18 protein-coding genes and 2 tRNA genes are annotated in these 19,530 nt (G+C 70.7%); 4 read left to right on the plus strand and 16 right to left on the minus strand.

What is annotated here, in order from left to right; translation table 11 throughout:
- Positions 1 to 35: 35 nt before the first annotated feature.
- Entirely contained in the window at positions 36 to 2,915 is a 2,880-nt protein-coding gene (gene leuS, locus KBY47_RS03390; RefSeq protein ID WP_210919347.1) for a leucine--tRNA ligase, read from the minus strand.
- A 535-nt stretch (positions 2,916 to 3,450) separates the two neighbouring features.
- Here leuS and KBY47_RS03395 point away from each other — a divergent pair.
- Positions 3,451 to 4,650 (plus strand): ferric reductase-like transmembrane domain-containing protein, encoded by a 1,200-nt coding sequence (locus tag KBY47_RS03395; protein ID WP_210919348.1) that lies wholly within the window; start codon positions 3,451 to 3,453, stop codon positions 4,648 to 4,650.
- The gene (locus KBY47_RS03400; protein WP_210919349.1) at positions 4,647 to 6,260 is read left to right on the plus strand and encodes an NADH-quinone oxidoreductase subunit NuoF family protein; all 1,614 of its coding nucleotides are present in this window, start codon (positions 4,647 to 4,649) and stop codon (positions 6,258 to 6,260) included. Before KBY47_RS03395 ends, KBY47_RS03400 begins: the two co-directional genes overlap by 4 nt.
- Before the next feature lie 45 nt (positions 6,261 to 6,305).
- On the opposite strand, the gene KBY47_RS03405 is transcribed toward KBY47_RS03400, so the two are convergent.
- From KBY47_RS03405 to KBY47_RS03450, 10 genes are all read right to left on the minus strand, one after another.
- A tRNA-Ala gene (locus KBY47_RS03405) sits at positions 6,306 to 6,378 on the minus strand.
- A 123-nt stretch (positions 6,379 to 6,501) separates the two neighbouring features.
- Positions 6,502 to 6,735, minus strand: a complete 234-nt coding sequence (locus tag KBY47_RS03410; RefSeq protein ID WP_003976229.1) for a hypothetical protein — start codon at positions 6,733 to 6,735, stop codon at positions 6,502 to 6,504.
- 3 nt (positions 6,736 to 6,738) lie between these two features.
- Complete coding sequence (locus KBY47_RS03415) at positions 6,739 to 6,915, minus strand: hypothetical protein (protein ID WP_210919350.1); 177 nt, start codon at positions 6,913 to 6,915, stop codon at positions 6,739 to 6,741.
- A 232-nt stretch (positions 6,916 to 7,147) separates the two neighbouring features.
- A tRNA-Ala gene (locus KBY47_RS03420) sits at positions 7,148 to 7,220 on the minus strand.
- A 98-nt stretch (positions 7,221 to 7,318) separates the two neighbouring features.
- Positions 7,319 to 7,993, minus strand: a complete 675-nt coding sequence (locus KBY47_RS03425) for a histidine phosphatase family protein (RefSeq protein ID WP_210919351.1) — start codon at positions 7,991 to 7,993, stop codon at positions 7,319 to 7,321.
- Positions 7,990 to 8,436, minus strand: coding sequence for a ribosome silencing factor (gene rsfS, locus KBY47_RS03430; RefSeq protein WP_210919352.1), 447 nt, complete (start codon positions 8,434 to 8,436; stop codon positions 7,990 to 7,992). Before rsfS ends, KBY47_RS03425 begins: the two co-directional genes overlap by 4 nt.
- Positions 8,437 to 8,565: 129 nt before the next feature.
- Positions 8,566 to 10,302, minus strand: coding sequence for an LCP family protein (locus KBY47_RS03435; protein WP_210919353.1), 1,737 nt, complete (start codon positions 10,300 to 10,302; stop codon positions 8,566 to 8,568).
- 16 nt (positions 10,303 to 10,318) lie between these two features.
- Positions 10,319 to 10,954 carry a nicotinate-nucleotide adenylyltransferase gene (nadD, locus tag KBY47_RS03440; RefSeq protein ID WP_210919354.1) on the minus strand — a complete coding sequence of 212 codons (636 nt, stop codon included), beginning with the start codon at positions 10,952 to 10,954 and terminating at the stop codon, positions 10,319 to 10,321.
- Positions 10,955 to 11,000: 46 nt separating this feature from the next.
- Positions 11,001 to 11,165, minus strand: coding sequence for a hypothetical protein (locus KBY47_RS03445; protein WP_210919355.1), 165 nt, complete (start codon positions 11,163 to 11,165; stop codon positions 11,001 to 11,003).
- Between the two features lie 175 nt (positions 11,166 to 11,340).
- Positions 11,341 to 11,502, minus strand: coding sequence for a hypothetical protein (locus KBY47_RS03450; RefSeq protein ID WP_210919356.1), 162 nt, complete (start codon positions 11,500 to 11,502; stop codon positions 11,341 to 11,343).
- Between the two features lie 102 nt (positions 11,503 to 11,604).
- On the opposite strand from KBY47_RS03450, the gene KBY47_RS03455 reads away from it, so the two are divergent.
- The gene (locus KBY47_RS03455; RefSeq protein ID WP_210919357.1) at positions 11,605 to 12,750 is read left to right on the plus strand and encodes a M48 family metallopeptidase; all 1,146 of its coding nucleotides are present in this window, start codon (positions 11,605 to 11,607) and stop codon (positions 12,748 to 12,750) included.
- Positions 12,751 to 12,794: 44 nt separating this feature from the next.
- Here the strand turns inward: KBY47_RS03455 and KBY47_RS03460 are convergent, their stop codons facing one another.
- From KBY47_RS03460 to proB, 5 genes are all read right to left on the minus strand, one after another.
- A complete protein-coding gene (locus tag KBY47_RS03460) occupies positions 12,795 to 13,868 on the minus strand; it encodes a hypothetical protein (protein ID WP_210919358.1) in 1,074 nt (357 codons plus the stop codon).
- 89 nt (positions 13,869 to 13,957) lie between these two features.
- A complete protein-coding gene (locus tag KBY47_RS03465; RefSeq protein ID WP_210919359.1) occupies positions 13,958 to 14,542 on the minus strand; it encodes a hypothetical protein in 585 nt (194 codons plus the stop codon).
- Positions 14,543 to 14,647: 105 nt separating this feature from the next.
- Positions 14,648 to 15,934, minus strand: a complete 1,287-nt coding sequence (locus KBY47_RS03470; protein ID WP_210919360.1) for a glutamate-5-semialdehyde dehydrogenase — start codon at positions 15,932 to 15,934, stop codon at positions 14,648 to 14,650.
- A gap of 63 nt (positions 15,935 to 15,997) precedes the next feature.
- Positions 15,998 to 16,492 (minus strand): hypothetical protein, encoded by a 495-nt coding sequence (locus KBY47_RS03475; protein WP_210919361.1) that lies wholly within the window; start codon positions 16,490 to 16,492, stop codon positions 15,998 to 16,000.
- A gap of 209 nt (positions 16,493 to 16,701) precedes the next feature.
- Entirely contained in the window at positions 16,702 to 17,829 is a 1,128-nt protein-coding gene (gene proB, locus KBY47_RS03480; RefSeq protein ID WP_210919362.1) for a glutamate 5-kinase, read from the minus strand.
- A 265-nt stretch (positions 17,830 to 18,094) separates the two neighbouring features.
- Here proB and KBY47_RS03485 point away from each other — a divergent pair, with 265 nt between their 5' ends.
- Positions 18,095 to 19,522: a polysaccharide pyruvyl transferase family protein gene (locus KBY47_RS03485; protein WP_210919363.1), complete on the plus strand. Its 1,428-nt coding sequence runs from the start codon at positions 18,095 to 18,097 to the stop codon at positions 19,520 to 19,522.
- The last annotated feature ends 8 nt before the right edge of the window (positions 19,523 to 19,530 follow it).

Below are 19,530 nucleotides of genomic sequence, written 5' to 3' on the forward strand. Positions count from 1 at the left end.
GGGGACTACCCCGAGTCCCGCCGATGCCTCGGCAGCTACGCCGGAACGATGTTCACCAGCTTCGGCGCCCGCACGATCACCTTGCGGATCCCGGCCCCGCCCAGCGCGGCCACGACCTTCTCGTCCGCCAGGGCGGCCTTCTCCAGCTCCGCCTCGGAGATACCGGGCGACACCTCCAGCCGCGCCTTGACCTTGCCCTTGATCTGCACGACGCAGGTGACGGTCTCGTCCACGACGTACGCCGGGTCGGCGACGGGGAAGTCCTGGTGGACGACGGAGCCGGTGTGGCCCAGCCTGCGCCACAGCTCCTCGGCGATGTGCGGGGCCAGCGGCGCGACCAGCAGCACCAGGGCCTCGGCGACGGACCGCGACACCGGGCCGCCCACCTTGGTCAGGTGGTTGTTCAGCTCGGTGACCTTGGCGATGGCGGTGTTGAACCGCATGCCCTCCAGGTCGCCGCGGACCCCGTCGATCGCCTTGTGCAGGGCGCGCAGGGTGTCCTCGTCGGGCTCGGCGTCGATCACCGTGACCTCACCGGTGGCCTCGTCGACGATGTTGCGCCACAGCCGCTGGAGCAGCCGGAACTGGCCGACCACCGCGCGCGTGTCCCACGGCCGGGAGACGTCCAGTGGGCCCATGGCCATCTCGTACAGGCGCAGGGTGTCGGCGCCGTACTCGGCGCAGATCTCGTCCGGGGTGACCGCGTTCTTCAGGGACTTGCCCATCTTGCCCAGCAGTCGGGAGACCTTCTCGCCCTGGTAGTAGTAGGCGCCGTCGCGCTCCTCCACCTCGGCGGCCGGTACGGCGATGCCGCGGCCGTCGCGGTAGACGAAGGCCTGGATCATGCCCTGGTTGAACAGCTTGTGGAACGGCTCGGCGGACGAGACGTGCCCCAGGTCGTACAGCACCTTGGACCAGAAGCGGGCGTACAGCAGGTGCAGTACGGCGTGTTCGGCACCGCCGACGTACAGGTCGACGCCGCCGTGCGGCTGGCCCTCGCGCGGGCCCATCCAGTAGCGCTCGATGTCCGGGTCGACCAGCTTCTCACTGTTGTGCGGGTCCAGGTAGCGCAGTTCGTACCAGCAGGAACCGGCCCAGTTGGGCATGGTGTTGGTCTCGCGGCGGTACTTCTTCGGGCCGTCGCCCAGGTCCAGGGTGACGTCGACCCAGTCGGCGTTGCGCGACAGCGGCGTCTCGGGCTGGGTGTTGGCGTCGTCGGGGTCGAAGGTGCGCGGGCTGTAGTCCTCGACCTCGGGCAGCTCCAGGGGCAGCATCGACTCGGGCAGGGCGTGGGCGATGCCGTCCTCGTCGTAGACGATGGGGAAGGGCTCGCCCCAGTAGCGCTGACGGCTGAACAGCCAGTCCCGCAGGCGGAAGTTGACGGTGCCCTCGCCGATGCCGGACCGCTCCAGCCAGTCGGTGATGCGGGCCTTGGCCTCGACGACGCCCAGGCCGTCCAGGGAGACGTCCGCGCCGGCGGAGTTCACGATCGTCGCGTCGTGGGAGACGAAGGCGTCCTCCCACGCGGAGGTGTCGGTGCCCCGGCCGTCGGTGGGCTCGACGACGCAGCGGATGGGCAGTTCGAAGGCGCGGGCGAAGGCGAAGTCGCGGGTGTCGTGGGCGGGGACGGCCATGATGGCGCCGGTGCCGTAGCCCATCAGGACGTAGTCGGCGATGAAGACGGGGATCCGCTCGCCGTTGACGGGGTTGGTGGCGTACACGCCGGTGAAGACGCCGGTCTTGTCCTTGGCCTCGGCCTGCCGCTCCACGTCGGACTTGGAGGCGGCCTGCGCGCGGTAGGCGGCGACGGCCTCCGCGGGCGTGGCGTGGCCGCCGGTCCACACCTCGTGGGTGCCCTCGGGCCACTCCTGGGGCGTGAACTTCTCCACCAGCGGGTGCTCGGGCGCCAGCACCATGTAGGTCGCGCCGAACAGGGTGTCCTGGCGGGTGGTGAAGACGGTGATGCGCTCCCCGTCGATGGGGAAGTCGACGCGGGCGCCCTCGGAGCGGCCGATCCAGTTGCGCTGCTGGAGCTTGATGGCCTCGGGCCAGTCCAGCGCCTCCAGGTCGTCCAGCAGCCGGTCGGCGTAGGCGGTGATGCGCATGTTCCACTGGCGCAGCTTGGCCTTGAAGACGGGGAAGTTGCCGCGCTCGGAGCGGCCGTCGGCGGTGACCTCCTCGTTGGCCAGGACGGTGCCCAGGCCGGGGCACCAGTTGACGGGCGCGTCGGAGGCGTAGGCCAGGCGGTACTCGCCCAGGATGTCGGCGCGTTCGTTGGCGCTCAGCGCGCTCCAGGGGCGCCCGCCGGGCACCGCGCGCTCACCGGACTCGAACTGGGCGACCAGCTCGGAGATCGGGCGGGCCTTCTTCGCCTCGGTGTCGTACCAGGAGTTGAAGATCTGGACGAAGATCCACTGGGTCCACTTGTAGTAGTCCGGGTCGATGGTGGCGAACGACCGGCGCTTGTCGTGGCCCAGGCCCAGGCGGCGCAGCTGGGCCTTCATGTTCTCGATGTTGGCCTCGGTGGACACGCGCGGGTGCGTGCCGGTCTGCACGGCGTACTGCTCGGCGGGCAGGCCGAAGGCGTCGAAGCCCAGGGTGTGCAGGACGTTGTGGCCGGTCATGCGCTGGAACCGGGCGAAGACGTCGGTGGCGATGTACCCCAGCGGGTGGCCGACGTGCAGTCCCGCACCGGAGGGGTACGGGAACATGTCCATGATGAACTTCTTGGGCTTGGCGGCCAGCTCCGGGTCGCCCGCCAGGTCACCGCTCGGGTTGGGCGCGGCGTATGTGCCCTCGGCGTCCCAGAAGTCCTGCCAGCGTGCCTCGATCTCGGCCGCGACGGCGGCCGTGTAGCGGTGCGGCGCGGCATCCGCCGAGATGGCAGCGGTGGCCGCGGGGTTCGTCTCGCTCATGGTCCTCAAAGCTCCATCGATCGTCTTCGCCAGCTGCTGCGATTGTCCGAAGGGGTGGTCCGGAAACGAAAAATCCCCTCGCACAGGAGGGGACGCCGCGCCGACTCCGGCCACTCTCTCGGGCGGTGGCCGGTGCTGATCAGCGCGGCTCGCTAAGCAGAAGGCGTACGGCACGCATGGCGTCAGGGTACCGCAGCCGTCGAGCCGTCCGCGACGGCGTTCCACGGGCGCCCCGGGCCCGCCCGGAGTCGCACAGAACCCCTCGGACTCCACTCGGTGACCACTCGAACACTGAACAGAAGTCAAGAATTACTTCGCGTAACACCCCACACCCGCACATCACCGCAACTAGATCACCTGTTGATAACGACGCAATAACTCAAACCTCGTACCCATGGGTATGACGCGACTTAGAGTGCGGCACCGGGACCGCTTTCCCGATACCGCTCGGAGTTGCCCCCATGAATCCTCCTCGCAGTACCCGCCCCCTCCCCCAACGGGGCACATCGCCCGTCGTCAGCTGGGGAGGCCTGTCATGACGACGGACAGCACGGTCGACGACCGGGTCGTGGAGTACCTCAACTTCGGCGTGGGCGTCCTGTCGCTCGTGTGCCTGACCTGCTCGGTGATCTGGGGTCTGGTCGCCCAGGACCGGATCCTGCTCGACGCCCGCCGCCGCATCCTGGCGCAGGCGGTGCACCGGACCACCGCGCTCGCCTCGCTGGTCTTCCTGGTCGTGCACATCGTGGTCAAGCTGCTGCTGGACCACACGACCTGGATCGCCGTGGTGATCCCCTTCGGCCTCGCCCTCACCGACGACGAGGTCGCCACCGGCCGGGCCTTCCTGATCGGCCTGGGCACGCTGGCCGGCCTGCTGATGGTCTTCGTGGCCATCACCGGTCTGGTGCGCAACCGGTTCGCCTCCCCGGCGCCCGTCGCGGCCCGCTGGCGGGCCGTGCACATGCTGGCCTACCCGGCCTGGTGCGCGGGCCTGGTCCACGGGCTCTACGCGGGTCGAGCGGCCGCGCCGCTGTTCACGACCCTGTACGCCCTGTCCGTCGTCGCCGTCGGCGGCGCCCTCGCGCTGCGCGCGGCGCCCCGCCCGGTCAAGCGCAGGGTCGCCGACAAGATCACCGCGCTGCTCAGCACCGAGCAGCAGCCGGGCCGCGAGGAACTGGACGCCAGCCGGGCCCGGGCCACGGCCGAGTCCGCGCTGCCCGGCTACGAGAGCGCCCCAGCCGGACGGGGCGACCGGCGGGCCGAGGCCCCCATGGCGACCCCCGCCGAGACCACGAACGGCTTCGCCGCCGCCTACCGGGCCGTGTCGCGCCCGGCACGCGCGCGTGAGGCGTCGTACGCCGACGACCGCACGGCCCCCATGGAGCTGCCCGACCTCCAGCCGACGCAGGCCGTCCCCCGCGTCGACACCGGCACCTCGGGCTCCTGGCCGGTCCCGTCCCCGCCGCCGGTCGGCGAGGCCCCGCCCTCCGCCTACGACCCGCTCCAGGACACCGGCTACAACATCCCGGCGTACGGCAGCCCGGCCCCCGCGGGGTACGGATCGAGTGATCTGTACGACACCGGTGAGACGAACACCCTCTACGGCACGTACAACACCAACGACACGTACGACAACAGCGGTCCCGCCACAGAAACACTCCCCGGTGCGTCCTACGACTTCGACGCACCGGGTTCGGGCGAACCTTGGAACACGCCTTCCGGAGGCTTTAAGTGAACGAGGCCCTGCCCGACGTCCCAGAAGTCCGCGTGGTCGGCCTTCCGCAGCTCACGTCGGGCTTCGACCTTGTGGAACGACTCGATCTGCCCATGCACCTGAAGGTGCACGGGCCGCTCGAACCGATGGGCGGCGAGCAACTCGCGAAGCTCGCCGAGAACATCAGCCTGAAGGGCCGCGGCGGCGCGGGCTTCCCCTTCCACAAGAAGCTGCGCTCGGTCGCCGAATCGGCGATCAAGCGCGGCGTACGGCCGGTGGTGGTCGTCAACGGCAGTGAGGACGAACCGGCCTGCCGCAAGGACACGGTGCTCATCAACCGTGCCCCGCACCTGATCCTGGACGGCGCGCTGCTGTGCGCCGAGGCCCTGGGCGCCCGCACGCTGGTGGTGGGGGTCACCCGGGAGTCCACCCAGCGCTCGATGGAGGCGGCACTCGCCGAACGCGGTCTCAGCAACGGCCGTAGATCGGCGCTCCGCGCGCGCGTGCAGCGCAATCCGGTACGGATGGTCACCGGCGCCGCCGCCTCCCTCATCCGCTCGATCGACGGCGGCCCGGCCATCCCGCCGGGCCGCAAGATCAGCGCCTCCAAGAGCGGCGTCGGCGGCGCGCCCACCCTGCTGTCCAACGCGGAGACCTTCGCCCAACTGGCGATCGCCGCCCGCATCGGCCCCGAGCGCTACGGCAACACCGGCCTGTACGACGAGCCGGGCACCGTCATGCTCACGGTCTCCGGCGCGGTCGCCCGCCCGATGGTGCTCGAGGTGCCCACAGGGGTGCCGCTGCGCTACGTCCTCCAGCTGGCCGGCGCCCCGCCGGTACCGCAGGGCGTGCTCACCGGCGGCTACCACGGCAAGTGGATCGACGCGGCCACCGTCAACGAGGCGATCGTCTCCCGTAACTCCCTGGACGCCGTGGGCGGTTCGCTGGGCGCCGGGGCGATCCTGCCGATCAGTCAGGACACCTGCCCACTGGGCGAGTCCCTGCGGGTCGCCCAGTGGCTGGCGGAGGAGAGCGCGGGGCAGTGCGGCCCCTGCTACCTCGGTCTGCCCGCCGCCGCGCGCGGTCTGGAGGACATCCTCAACGGCGGCGGACCGGCCGCCCTGGAGGCGGTCAAGCAGGTCGCGAAGAACGTCAAGCGGCGCGGCGCCTGCTCGCACCCCGACGGCTCCGCGATGTTCCTGGAGTCGACGCTGAAGGCCTTCACCGACGACCTGGCCGCCCATGTCCTCGGCAACGGCTGCGGACGGCGCGTGACGGGCGTCCTGCCGCTCTTCGAGGGCGGCAGGGCCCCCACGGGCATCCCGGGCGGCGGCGAGTCCGAGGAGAACGGCCCCAGCCGCCAGAAGATCTACGTCGACTGGACGCTGTGCCGGGGCCACGGCCTGTGCGCGGACATCCTCCCGGAGGTCTTCGAGCTGGGCGCGGACGGCTTCCCGACCGTGGCGCAGGCGTCGGTCCCGCGTTTCGCGGAGGCCAAGGCGATGCGGGCGGTGCGCCGCTGCCCGGCGCTCGCCCTGCGCATCGAGGAGGACACCCGGGCGCAGGAGAGCACCCGCAGCAATCTGCCGGTCCTCTCGCAGGGGCGGGGACGCCGGGCCCTGGGCCGCTGAACACGAGAAATCCCGCCGGATCATTGATCCGGCGGGATTCGCCTGTGGAGCTAAGGAGAATTGAACTCCTGACCTCCTGCATGCCATGCAGGCGCTCTACCAACTGAGCTATAGCCCCTTGCCGTTCCGCCCGGTCTCCCCGGCGGCGACGCCAACATTACAGGTCCCCCCGGCGCGGCACCAAATCGTTTCCCGCCCCCGGAAGACCGGCGGACCGGAAGGCCACAAGACCCTCAGGCCCTCAGGCCGTCACGAACGAGTAGAACCGCTTGAGCGTGCAGTGCTCCTCCAGCAGACGCCCGTAGATCGGTTCCCCCTCCAGTTCGCGGTAGGTCTCGATCGGGTCGCCCTTTATGATCAGCGCCCGCGCGCATTCCTCGCACCAGTACTGGTAGTCGGGGTTGACCGGCTCCATGTCGCGGACGATCGGCGTACCGCTGCCGCACCAGTCGCACTTCCGCCTGTGTGCACCCATCGATCAGCTCCAGCTGTGGCCGCAGGCCGTGCACACGTAGGAGATCCCGCCGTTGTCGCCGAGGACCTGGGCGACGTGCGCGGAACCGCAGGAAGGGCAGCTGAGCCGGGTGGCCGTGTTCCGTGTCACCGCCGCTTCACCAGAGAGGTGGCCGACCTCCCTGAGGATGCTCGCAGGCATCACTACTCCCTCCCGTCGGGCCGCGCCCCCTTCCGGCCGTTTGATTCTGCCACGAGCGGACCGACACGGTCAGCGACGCCTGGGTTCCAGTCCGGACACGGCAGCCGCCGGGAGCGCCCGCACAGAGGTATACGCCTCTCGGGGCCCGTGTGCTCAATCGGCGGCGAAAGATCCCGGGCCGGTACACGCGAAAGATCCCGTCCCCCTGAGGGAACGGGATCTTCACCGGGCGTGGAGCTAAGGAGAATTGAACTCCTGACCTCCTGCATGCCATGCAGGCGCTCTACCAACTGAGCTATAGCCCCTTGCGTTCCTCCTGGCCGACCGGCCGGGCGAACAAGAAGAACTCTAGCCTGCGACCTGCCGGAAAGTGAAATCCGGGCCCCGGGCCCCGGTACGCGGATCAGTCGTCGTCGCCCAGCACCGGCTCCGGCAGCGTGCCCGCGTTGTGCTCCAGCAGCCGCCAGCCCCGGGCGCCCTCGCCGAGAACGGACCAGCAGCAGTTCGACAGGCCCCCCAGGCTCTCCCAGTTCCGGGAGTCCAGGCCGAGGAGACGGCCGATGGTGGTGCGGATCGTGCCACCGTGGCTGACGACGACGAGCGTGCCGTCCTCGGGGAGCTTCTCGGCGTGCCGCAGCACCACGGGGGCGGCGCGGTCGGCGACCTCGGTCTCCAGTTCACCGCCGCCACGGCGCACCGGCTCGCCCCGCTTCCAGGCGGCGTACTCCTCGCCGTGCCGGGCGATGATCTCGTCGTGGGTCAGGCCCTGCCAGACACCCGCGTACGTCTCCCGCAGACCCTCGTCGTGGGTGACGTCGAGGCCGGTGAGCGCGGCCAGCTCGGCGGCCGTGTTCGCGGCCCGCCTCAGGTCGGAGGCGACGATCGCGTCGGGGCGCAGCGAGGCGAGCAGCCGGGCGGCGCGGCGGGCCTGGGCGACGCCGGTCTCGGTGAGTTCGACGTCGGTGGTGCCCTGGAAGCGGCGCTCGACGTTCCAGGAGGTCTGCCCGTGCCGCCACAGGATGACGCGGCGGCCCCGGCCGGCGGGCCGGGACCCGGTGACCTCACCGGTGGTGCTCATCGCCACTCACCGCCCGTCTCGGCGGCCTCCTCGGCGGCCTGAAGCTTGGCGTGCTCTTCGGCCTTGCCGCGGGTGGCCTTGGCGTCGGCGGGCAGCTCGAGCTCGGGGCAGTCCTTCCACAGCCGCTCCAGGGCGTAGAAGACGCGCTCCTCGCTGTGCTGGACGTGGACGACGATGTCGACGTAGTCGAGCAGGATCCAGCGGGACTCCCGGTCGCCCTCACGGCGCACCGGCTTGGCGCCGAGTTCCTTCTGGAGGCGCTCCTCGATCTCGTCGACGATCGACTTGACCTGGCGGTCGTTGGGCGCGGAGGCCAGCAGGAAGGCGTCGGTGATCGACAGGACGTCGCTGACGTCGTAGGCGATCACGTCGTGCGCCAGTTTGTCGGCGGCCGCCTGGGCGGCGGTGTTGATGAGGGTCAGGGAGCGGTCGGTTGCGGTCACTGCGAGGCTTTCCGTCGGTGGTCACTTGACATCAAGGGTCTCACGGACGGAGAGGGGCGCCCCAGGATATTCCGGGGCGCCCCTTACGTGATCCGGTGGCCGGCTGCGTGATCCGGTCGCCGGGCCCGGTTACGACGCCGGTTCGTAGTCCTGCCCGAGGACGACGGTCACGCTCGCGTTGGAGGCGACGTCACCCTTGGTGACGGTTTCCGTGGACAGGCCGAGCGTCTTGGCGACCTCCTCGGCGTCGGCCTTGTCGGCGGCGTCGGCGTAGCGGACCTCGGAGGTGGCCTGCGCGGTGTCGGCGGTGCCGCCGCCGAGGAAGGTGAAGCCGCCGTTGAGGAGGACCACACGGGCGCTCTCCGTGTTGTCCGCCACACCGCTGGCGTTGCGCACGGAGACCCGCACGGCCGCGCCCTGGTCGGGGCTCTTGGCGGTGCCGCCGAGGATGTCCTTGACGACGCTGTCGCTGGCCTCGGCGGTGAGGGAGCCGTCGTCCTGGACGGGCAGCAGCGCGGTCTTGTGGTCGCCGCCCTTGGCCAGCTCGGACATCTTGGCCAGGAAGGCACCGAGGTCCTTGTCGGTGAGCGACGGGTCGAGGATCTGCGCCAGCGTCTGCACGGTGACCGTGGCGGCCCGCTCGTCCGACGACATCTTGCGCAGCACGCCCTGCATGACCTGCCCGAACCGCTCCAGCTGGGCGTTCTGGGCCTCGCCGGAGGCGCGGTAGGTGGCGTAGGCGACGGCCATCTTGCCGCTGAGGGTCTGGTCCTCGCCCTTGTTGACCAGGGGTGCGGCGCCCTTCTTCTCGGCGGACGGGTCGGGCACGTCGGCGTTGGTGTCGATGTCGATGTTGCCGACGAGGTCGACGAGGTTCTGGAGGTAGGGGGTGTCGAGGCGCCAGGTGCCCTCGATGTCGGTCCCGAGGACGGTGTCGAGCGCCTCGCGCGTGCCGGAGGAGCCGTCGTCCTCGACCGACTTGGCGAGGGTGGTCGTGGTGCCGTCCTCGCCGGTCATGGCGAGGGAGTTGGGCAGCAGGACCGTGGTCGCCTGCTGGGTGGTGGTGTTGTCGACGAGCAGCGCGGTGGACGTGCCGCCCTTCTTGGTGTCGTGCAGGTGGACGACGATCACGTCCCGTTTCTGGGCGCCCGCCGCCGTCGTACCGCCGGTCTTCTCGTCGGACGAGGACAGGCCGGGCAGCTTCCCGGCGTACCAGAGGTAGCCGACGCCGCCGACCGCCACCAGCGCCAGGACGACGACCAGGGCGACCACCCGGCTGCGGGCGCGGCGCCTGGCCTCCTCGCGGCGCTCGGTGCGGTTCTCGGTGAAGGCCAGCCAGTCGATGACGTCCTCGGAGTCACCGTCGGGTTCCTCGACGAAGGCGAACTGCTCGGTGCGGTAATCGCGGTCCTGGTGGCCGCCATGTCCGTCGTCGTATCCGTCGTCGCGCCCGTCGTCGCCGCGGCGGTCGTCCCGCGCGTGCCGTTCGTACCGCTCCGTGTGGTCCTCCGCCGGTCCCGGCTGCTCGGGGATGTAGGCGGTCTGTTCGGCGACGCGCGGCTGCTGCCCGGTGCCCGCGCCCTGCCCGTAGGGGTCGTACGGGTTGTAGGTGTCGTACGACGACGGCACGGGGGGTTGCTGACCCGTGCCGTAGGGGTCGTACGGGGGCACCGGCTGCTGCTGCGCCGTGTTCCCGCCCGTGCCGTAGGGGTCGTAGCCGTAGCCCTGCTGGGGGGCGTAGGGGTCGTAGCCCTGCTGAGGAGCCTGCTGGGCCGGTACCTGCCGGTACACGGGTTGGCCGTACTCGTCGTAGCCGACGAGTTCGTACTGGTCGCCCCCGTAACCAGCGTCGTATCGGTCGTTCACCGGTGCCCCTCTCGGCTCACTCGCCGCGGTACAGCTCACGTTTGGCGATGTAGCGCACGACTCCGTCCGGCACCAGATACCAGATGGGGTCGCCCTTGGCGACTCTGGACCGGCAGTCCGTGGACGAGATGGCGAGCGCGGGCACCTCGACCAGCGAGACACCGCCCTCGGGCAGCCCGGCGTCGTTCAGGTGGTGGCCGGGCCGGGTGACGCCGATGAAGTGCGCGAGGGAGAACAGTTCGGCCGAGTCCCGCCAGGTGATGATCTGGGCGAGGGCGTCGGCGCCCGTGATGAAGAACAGGTCCGTGTCGGGGTTGAGTTCCCGCAGGTCCCGCAGGGTGTCCACGGTGTAGGTGGGGCCGCCGCGGTCGATGTCGATCCGGCTCACCGAGAACTGCGGGTTCTCGGCGGTGGCGATGACCGTCATCAGGTAGCGGTCCTCGGCCGGGGAGACCGCGCGGTGGCTTTTCTGCCAGGGCTGGCCGGTGGGTACGAACACCACCTCGTCGAGGTGGAACTGCGCCGCGACCTCGCTGGCCGCGACCAGGTGCCCGTGGTGGATCGGGTCGAACGTCCCGCCCATGACACCGAGGCGGCGCTTGCCGCGCCACGTGTCACTCGCCGGACCGGTAGGCATGTCCTGCTCTCCCATGCGTGCAGACACTACCGGCCCGGCCTGTGGGGCCCGCCTGGCCGGGTCAGCGGTCGCGGTTGAAGAGGGTGGTGATCCACAGCAGCAGCATCAGGGCGATGAAGGCGCCGCCACCGGTGACCAGGGGGTTGATGCTGGAGTGGTTTCCACCGTGCTCCTCGCCCTCGGCGGCGAGGGTGACCAACTGGGCAGCGGCGCTGTGGAAGCTCATCGTCGGCAGAACCTATCGGTGTGGGCGGGATAAAGATGTCGGCCCATCGTAAGCGTCCGCCCCTTCGGCGATCACGCCGACTCCGCCATTGGCGCCGTGCGCGAGGGGGGCCGTCGGCGGGGGCACACCGGGGGACGGACCGCGGGACGCGCCGCGGGGGAACTTTCGCGCCCGCTCAGTCGTCTTTCCGCTTGTAGCCCCGCAGCAGGAACCACGCGGTCAGCACACAGCCCAGCACCATCACGACGAGCACGACCCGGAGCAGATTCCCTGCCCCCTGCTGCTGAGCGGCGTCCGCCGCCTCGGTGAGCCAGGCGGCTGCGGCGGTGTGCTCCATGGCGCGGGACTCCCTTCGGTGTGGTGCCCGTCCACGGTAACTCCGCCTAGGCTGGGCCCTGCCTCGGGGGCAGACAGAGCACTGAGACGCTTGGGGGAAGACATGTCCGACGACGGCCACCAGCAGGACGGACACGAGCACGTACCGAGCCGGCAGCGCAGGCGCTTCCCCGGGATCTCCTCGCGCGCGTACGAGCATCCCGCCGACCGCTCCGCGCTGATCGCCCTGCGCAAGCTCAGCGGCTTCGACACGGTGTTCAAGGCGCTCAGCGGGCTGCTGCCCGAGCGGAGTCTGCGACTGCTGTTCCTCTCCGACTCGGTGCGGGTCTCCGACCGGCAGTTCTCACACCTGAACGACATGCTGCGGGACGCCTGTTACATCCTGGACCTGGAGAAGGTCCCGCCGATGTACGTCAACCAGGACCCGCAGCCCAACGCCATGTGCATCGGCCTGGACGAGCCGATCATCGTCGTCACGACCGGTCTGGTCGAGCTGCTCGACGAGGAGGAGATGCGGGCGGTCATCGGCCACGAGGTCGGTCACGCCCTGTCCGGGCACTCCGTCTACCGCACCATCCTGCTGTTCCTGACCAGCCTCGCCGTGCGGGTGGCGTGGATCCCGCTGGGCAGTGTGGCGATCATGGCGATCGTGACCGCCCTGCGGGAGTGGTTCCGCAAGTCGGAGCTGTCCGCCGACCGCGCGGGCCTGCTGGTCGGCCAGGACCTCCAGGCCTCGATGCGCGGTCTGATGAAGATCGCGGGCGGCAACCACCTGCACCAGATGAACGTGGACGCGTTCCTGGAGCAGGCCGACGAGTACGAGGCGGGCGGCGACCTGCGCGACTCCGTCCTGAAGATCCTGAACGTGCTGCCCCGCTCCCACCCCTTCACCACGGTCCGCGCCGCCGAGCTGAAGAAGTGGGCCGCCTCCCGCGACTACCAGCGGATCATGGACGGCCACTACCCGCGCCGCGACGAGGACAAGGACACCAAGGTCTCGGACTCCTTCCGGGAGTCGGCGGCGCACTACGCCGGTCATGTCCGCAGCTCCAAGGACCCGCTGATGAAGCTGGTCACCGACATCGCGGGCGGGGCGGGCGACCTGGGCAGCCGGGTACGACGCGGCTTCGAGGGCTTCACGGGCTCCGGCTCCGCGGACTCCTCCGGCTCCCGGGGGACGAACAGCGCCACCGGGACCGGTACCACCGAGGCCCCGCCCAGGGACCAGCCGCCGCGCGAGGACGACTGACCGAGGACGACTGACCGAGGACGCCGGGCCTCGGGGCCGTCGGCTCACACCTTCGGCTGCGCCCGGTCGGCCAGCGTCCCGCAGAGCGCCGTGGCGCCGCCGCCGGAGTACGGGTCCGTGCCCGCGGGGCCACCGCCGGTCGCCGTCTCACCGGCGAGCAGCGGGCGCAGCTGGTCGGCGGAGTCGGCGGCGCAGGACAGCGGCCCGGCCTGCGTGGACGAGCCGACCACCTGGGTCTGGTGCAGTCGCAGGTCGTCACGGTCGAAGCGGAAGTGCAGCTCGCGCCGGACGGTGAACAGGGACGCCTCGGCCTTGCCGTCGCTGTCCGCGGGGCGCAGGGCGTAGACGAAGGTGTGGTCGGTGGTGACCTCGAGGGTGCCGGAGTCGGCTTCGGTGACCCGCAGACTGCCCTGGACCCGGACCTCGTCGTCGGCCAGCTGGGCCACGGTGGGGTCGAAGCGGACCAGCCAGCCGGTCGGAGCGTGCCGTCCGTCGGCGGCGGGCTCCTGGAAGCTGCGGTCGAACTGGTCGAGCTGGTCCCCGTCGACCAGGATGCGCACCGGGCGCACCTGCTCGCCCGAGAGCACCTCGGGGTAGAGGGAGGAGCGGACGAGGTAGTCCTTGGCGGTGGTCAGGGCGTTGATGACCTGCCCGTCCGAGAAGTTCGCGGTGCGCCGGGAGGCGGGCAGCGCGATCCCGTCGGCGCCGATCTTGTAGTGCGCGGCGGGGCTCTGGGCGAACAGCTGGTCGACGTCGGAGGTGCCGGGCACCTCACCCGTGGGCGCGAGCGGGACGACGGTCGAGCGCAGCGCCTCGACGGGCTGCTGGGCGGCCGCCGGGTCCTGGTAGGGATGGCGTACGCCCATGTAGAGCGCGGTGCCGAAGGCGACCGCGATCAGCAGCACCAGGATGAGCGCCTGCCGGGACAGCCTGCGGTGGGGCGACGGACGGCTGCGTACGGCGGGGGCGTGCTCCGTGGTCCGCTCGTGCGCCGAGAACTCCTGGAGGCGGGCAGCACGGACGAACGACTCGTCGAACACGACGGATCGGTACTCGTCCTCCGCACCTCCGGGGAAGCCGTCGGGTGTCCCCTCAGGCGGGTCTGAAGGCCCTCCCATATCTTCAGGGTAGGTTCTCGGAGCGCACCGTAAACGCCTGGCTACTCGCCAAGTTGTGGCAGGTTCTCGACCGTGGTGGCCAGGGCCGGTCAGGGCGTGCGGGGCACCGCGGAGACGGGTGGCTGGGAGTAGTCGGCCGAGGCGGAGGGCGAGACGGCGCCGCCCTGCTCCAGACCGGTCGTGGCGGGCGGCGGGACCTGGTCCTGGCGGCCCGAGGCGGCGCCGCGGTACACGGCGGCGAAGGCCAGCGCGACCATGCCGACGCCCATCACCACGGCGAGCACCCAGGCGACGGGGCGGTGCCAGCGCACCTGCTTGCCGTAGGGGCCGTAGTGGTCGTCCTCGAAGGCGTCGGGGTCGTCCGGGTCGTACTCCGGATCATGGCCGAATTCACCCGGGCCGTACGGGTCGTCGTACCGCTCGCCTCTGGGGCGGGCGCGACGGGCTTCGGCCTCGGAGGCCTCGGCTCTCGCCTCGGCGGCGGCCAGGAGGCGTTCGACGGCGGTGGGCTCGTGCACCACGGCCGCGCGTACGAAGGCCTCGTCGAAGACCACGGGGGCGAACTCTTCGTCCGAGACCCCGCGGTCGTGGTCGTCGTCGGGCATCCAGCCGTCAGGGAACGGCGTGCCCCCCACGTCCTCCGGCACGGGTCCAGAGTAGACCTGAGGGGTCAATTTGGGCAGACCGTACGGAAATTCATCCGCCTGCTGAGACGTCGTCCGGACGGCCCCGGCCCGCACGGGGGGCGTGTGCCGGGCGCATATGCCGGGGCGGGTGCCTCAGCGTCGTACGTGTCCGTCGCCGGTGACGATGTACTTCGTGCTGGTCAGCTCGGGCAGGCCCATCGGGCCGCGGGCGTGCAGCTTCTGCGTGGAGATGCCGATCTCGGCGCCGAAGCCGAACTGACCGCCGTCGGTGAACCGCGTGGAGGCGTTCACGGCGACCGTGGTCGAGTCGACCAGTTGGGTGAACCGGCGGGCCGCCTGCTGCGAGGTGGTGACGATGGCCTCGGTATGGCCGGAGGTCCACAGCCGGATGTGCTCGACGGCCCGGTCGAGGGAGTCGACGACGGCGGCGGCGATGTCGTGGGAGAGGTACTCCGTCTCCCAGTCCTCGGCGGTGGCCTCCACGACGGTCGCCCGGGAGTCCTTGGCGTACGCCAGCACCCGTTCGTCGGCGTGCACGGTCACCCCGGCGTCCGCGAGCGCGTCCAGCGCGCGGGGCAGGAACTCGGCGGCGATGTCCTGGTGCACCAGCAGCGTCTCGGCGGCGTTGCAGACGCTCACCCGCTGCGCCTTGGAGTTGATGAGGATGTCGACCGCCATGTCGAGGTCGGCCCGGGCATCGACGTAGACGTGGCAGTTGCCGGTGCCGGTCTCGATCACCGGGACGGTGGACTCGTTCACCACGGTCCGGATGAGGGAGGCGCCGCCGCGCGGGATCAGTACGTCGACCAGGCCGCGGGCGCGCATCAGCTCCCGGACGCTCTCGCGGCTCTCGCCGGGCACCAGCTGTACGGCGTCGGCGGGCAGCCCGGCGCCGCCGACCGCGTCCCGGATGACCCGGACGAGGGCGGTGTTGGACTCGTAGGCGGAGGCGGAGCCGCGCAGCAGGACCGCGTTGCCGGACTTCAGGCAGAGCGCGGCGGCGTCGACGGTGACGTTCGGGCGGGCCTCGTAGATGATGCCGACGACGCCGAGCGGGACCCGGACCTGCCGCAGGTCGATGCCGTTGGGCAGGGTGGAGCCGCGGACGACCTCGCCGACCGGGTCGGGCAGCGCGACGACGTCCCGCACGTCGGAGGCGATCGCGCGCACCCGCTCCGGCGTCAGCGTCAGCCGGTCGACGATCGCCTCGCTGGTCCCGGCCTCGCGGGCCTTGGCCACGTCCCTGGCGTTGGCCTCGACGATCTCACTCGTACGGACCTCCAGCGCGTCCGCGATGGCGAGCAGCGCGTCGTCCTTCACGGACCGCGGCAGCGGGGCGAGGTCGGCGGCGGCGGCCTTGGCCCGGTAGGCGGCCTGGGTGACCGGGGACATCGAGTCGTACGGCGAGAGCGTGGTCATGGGGGAAGGGTAGTGCGCCGCGCGGGCCGTTCCCCGGGTCATCCCAAACCCCGAGACACCTGCTTAAAAGGGGTGGACGCCGACCGGGGAGGCGGGCGGTGGGCCGTACCCCTCGGCGATGCGCTGGTGGTAGGTGGCGCGGTCGATGACCTCCAGGCCGACGATCTCCCAGGGCGGCAGTCCGGCGGTCTGCCGGTGCTCGCCCCACAGGCGCAGGGCGACGGCCGCCGCGTCGTGCAGGTCGCGGGCCTCCTCCCAGTAGCGGATCTCGGCGTGGTCGGTGGCGTACCGGCTGGTCAGCAGGAAGGGGTGGTCGTGCGCGAGCTGTTCCAGGGCCCGCCGGACCTCACCGAGCGGGGCCGCCTCGCCGGAGACGCTGAGGGTGACGTGCCACAGGCGCGGGGTGTCCTCGGGGCGCCCTCCGCCCGTCGCGCCCTCGCCCTTGTAGCGGTCGCCCGCGGCGACGCTGGTCAGGGCGCGCTCCTCCCCGGCCGCACGGCCGAGGCCCCCACCGGCGCCGCCGCGGTGCCCCGCGGTCCCCGGGCGCACTCGTCTCACGACGGCCTCCTTCGTACGGTGCGCTGCGGTGCCCCGCAGTGCTCGTGCGGAATGTGTCCCTGGGACAAAGTTGAGCAGGCCGCAAGGGTTCGCGGGGCGCTTTTGCGGAACGTCCACCTCAGAGCGGGTCCCTTTACGGACCGTTCTCCCTGTTTTCGGCCGCCGGTTCGAGCGGGGAGGCGAGGAGGGGCGTCGTCGCGAACTCCCGCTCAGCCGTGCAGGACCACCAGGTCGTCGCGGTGGACGACCTCGCGCTCGTACCCCGGTCCCAGCTCGCGCGCCAGCTCGTGCGTGGAGCGGCCGATCAGCCGGGGGATCTCCTTGGCGTCGAAGTTGACCAGCCCGCGCGCCACCGCGTGCCCCCGCCCGTCGCGCAGCTCGACCGGGTCGCCCGCGCTGAACTCGCCCTCCACGGCGGCGATCCCGGCCGGGAGCAGCGACTTGCGGCGCTCCACGACCGCCCGGACCGCCCCGTCGTCCAGGGTCAGCGCGCCCTGCGGGGCGGAGGCGTGCTGGAGCCACAGCAGGCGGTCGGCGGAGCGCTTGCCGGTGGGGTGGAAGTAGGTGCCGGTGTCCTTGCCGGAGAGCGCGTCGGCCGCGTGGACGGCGCTGGTGAGCACCACCGGGATCCCGGCGGCGGCGGCGATCCGGGCGGCCTCGACCTTGGTGACCATGCCGCCGGTGCCGACGCCCGCCTTGCCCGCGCTGCCGATCTCGACATGGGCGAGGTCGGCCGGGGCGCACACCTCGGCGATCCGGGAGGTGTCGGGGCGGGTGGGGTCGCCGTCGTAGACGCCGTCGATGTCGGAGAGGAGCACCAGCAGGTCGGCGCGGACGAGGTGGGCGACGAGGGCGGCGAGCCGGTCGTTGTCGCCGAAGCGGATCTCGTCGGTGGCGACGGTGTCGTTCTCGTTGACGACCGGGAGGGCGCCCATCGCGAGGAGCTTGTCGAGGGTGCGGGAGGCGTTGCGGTGGTGGGCGCGGCGGCTCATGTCGTCGCTCGTCAGCAGCACTTGGCCGACCCGGACGCCGTAGCGGGCGAACGAGGCGGTGTAGCGGGCGACGAGCAGGCCCTGGCCGACGCTGGCGGCGGCCTGCTGGCGGGCGAGGTCCTTGGGGCGGCGGCGCAGCCCGAGCGGGGCGAGTCCGGCGGCGATGGCGCCGGAGGAGACCAGCACGATCTCCCGCTCCCCTCCGCTGCGGCTCTTGGCGAGCACGTCGACGAGCGCGTCGACCCGGTCGGCGTCCAGGCCGCCCGAGGCGGTGGTCAGCGACGAGGAACCCACCTTGACGACGATCCTGCGGGCCTCGGTCACGGCCTGCCTTGCCCCAGACACCTGGTCCTCGTCCCCTCGCGTCGCTCCGGCTGACCCCTCGGGCAATCTACGTGAAGGAGGGTGACCGCCGCGACTGGCTTTGATCTTGCCGGAAGCGCTCCGCCGAATAACGGCCAACGGTTCCGAACACGTGTACATGCTACGATCCCGCGTGCTGGTCGCAGTAGTTGAGGAATGTTGGGCTGTTTCAATGCGACTGCCAACACTTGAAATTCGCCTCTGCTCCGTTGCGACTGCTTTTCCCCGTCAAAGCAGAGGACAGAACATGAAGCGCATTCTCATACAGGCAGGCAACGACCCCTTCAGCGTGCCTACCACCGAGAGCACCCTGGTACGCAACAGTATCCGGGGCAACGTCGGCAACCTGATGTACACGAATGCCGCTTACAAGCACCTGCTCGCGCCCGGCGTCAACGAGATCACGGTCGACACCACCCACTTCGCCGAACTCACCGTCGCGGACGCGGCCCGGATCAACGACGAGTGCGACGTCTTCGTGATCCCGATGGCGAACGCCTTCAAGAAGAAGTTCGTCCGGCACCTCGGAATCCTGGCCGACGTCGTCAACCGGCTCAAGGTGCCGGTGGTCGTGTTCGGCGTCGGTGCCCAGGCCACGCTGGAGTACGACACCGAATTCCTGGCGCCGGTCAACGCGGCCGTCAAGCGCTTCATCGGCGCTGTACTGGACCACTCCGCTTCGATCGGTGTTCGTGGTGAGTTCACCAAGGATTACCTTGGGGAACTCGGCTTCAAGGACGTCGACGTCATCGGCTGCCCGTCGGTGTACTTCCGCGGCCCCGACTTCCAGATGGAGAACCCGGCGGGCCGCCAGCTGCCCTCCGACGCCCGGATCGCGCTCTCCACCGCGCTGCGGCTGGCCAACGCCGAGCACGCCTCGGCGATCAACGCCGCCATCCTCAAGCAGCACCCCGACCTCACGTACTTCGCCCAGGAGGGACGGGACCTCCAGACGCTGTACTGGGGTGACACCTCGGTCGCCGCCCAGCGGTACACGCCGATGCCCGACCTCAGCTCCCACCCGCTGATGCGCTCCGCCGACGTCTGCGTGCCGCTGGAGCCGCACAGCTGGATCGACTCGCTCGCGGAGTTCGACTTCGCCCTGGGCACGCGTATTCACGGCAATATCGCCGCGCTGGTGGCCGGCACCCCGGCATTTGTGTTCGCGCATGACTCGCGAACCCTGGAGCTGTCCCGCTACCACCACATTCCGCACCGGGTCCTCACCGACATCCCGGCCGATGTCGACGTGGCGAGCCTTTACGCCGAGAGCGACTACTCGGCGTTCAACAAGAACTATGCCGAGGGTTTCCAGCGGCTGCTCGACTTCATGTCGAAGAACGGTCTGAAGAACACCTACGAGCACGGCGACGGCGGCGCGGAGTACGACCGGAGGATCGCGGCCACCGAATTCACCGAGCCGTACCGGCGTTCCGAGGACTTCGACCAGGCCGACCTGCTCTTCCGTATGACCATGCTGAAGGAGCAGAACAAGGCCGCCGCGGACGCCGCGGCGCGGGCCGAGAAGAAGGCCGCCGCGCAGGCCGGCCGCATCAAGAAGCTGGAAGCACAAATAGTCGAGCAGGAAAACCGGCTTTCCGCGATCGAGACCCAGATGAAGGACGGAAATGCCGGCCGTTCCCGGGGCATCATGAAGCGGCTGTCGTCGAAGTGACCGAACCG

The organism is Streptomyces sp. B93, assembly GCF_018070565.1.
Taxonomy (GTDB): Bacteria; Actinomycetota; Actinomycetes; order Streptomycetales; family Streptomycetaceae; genus Streptomyces.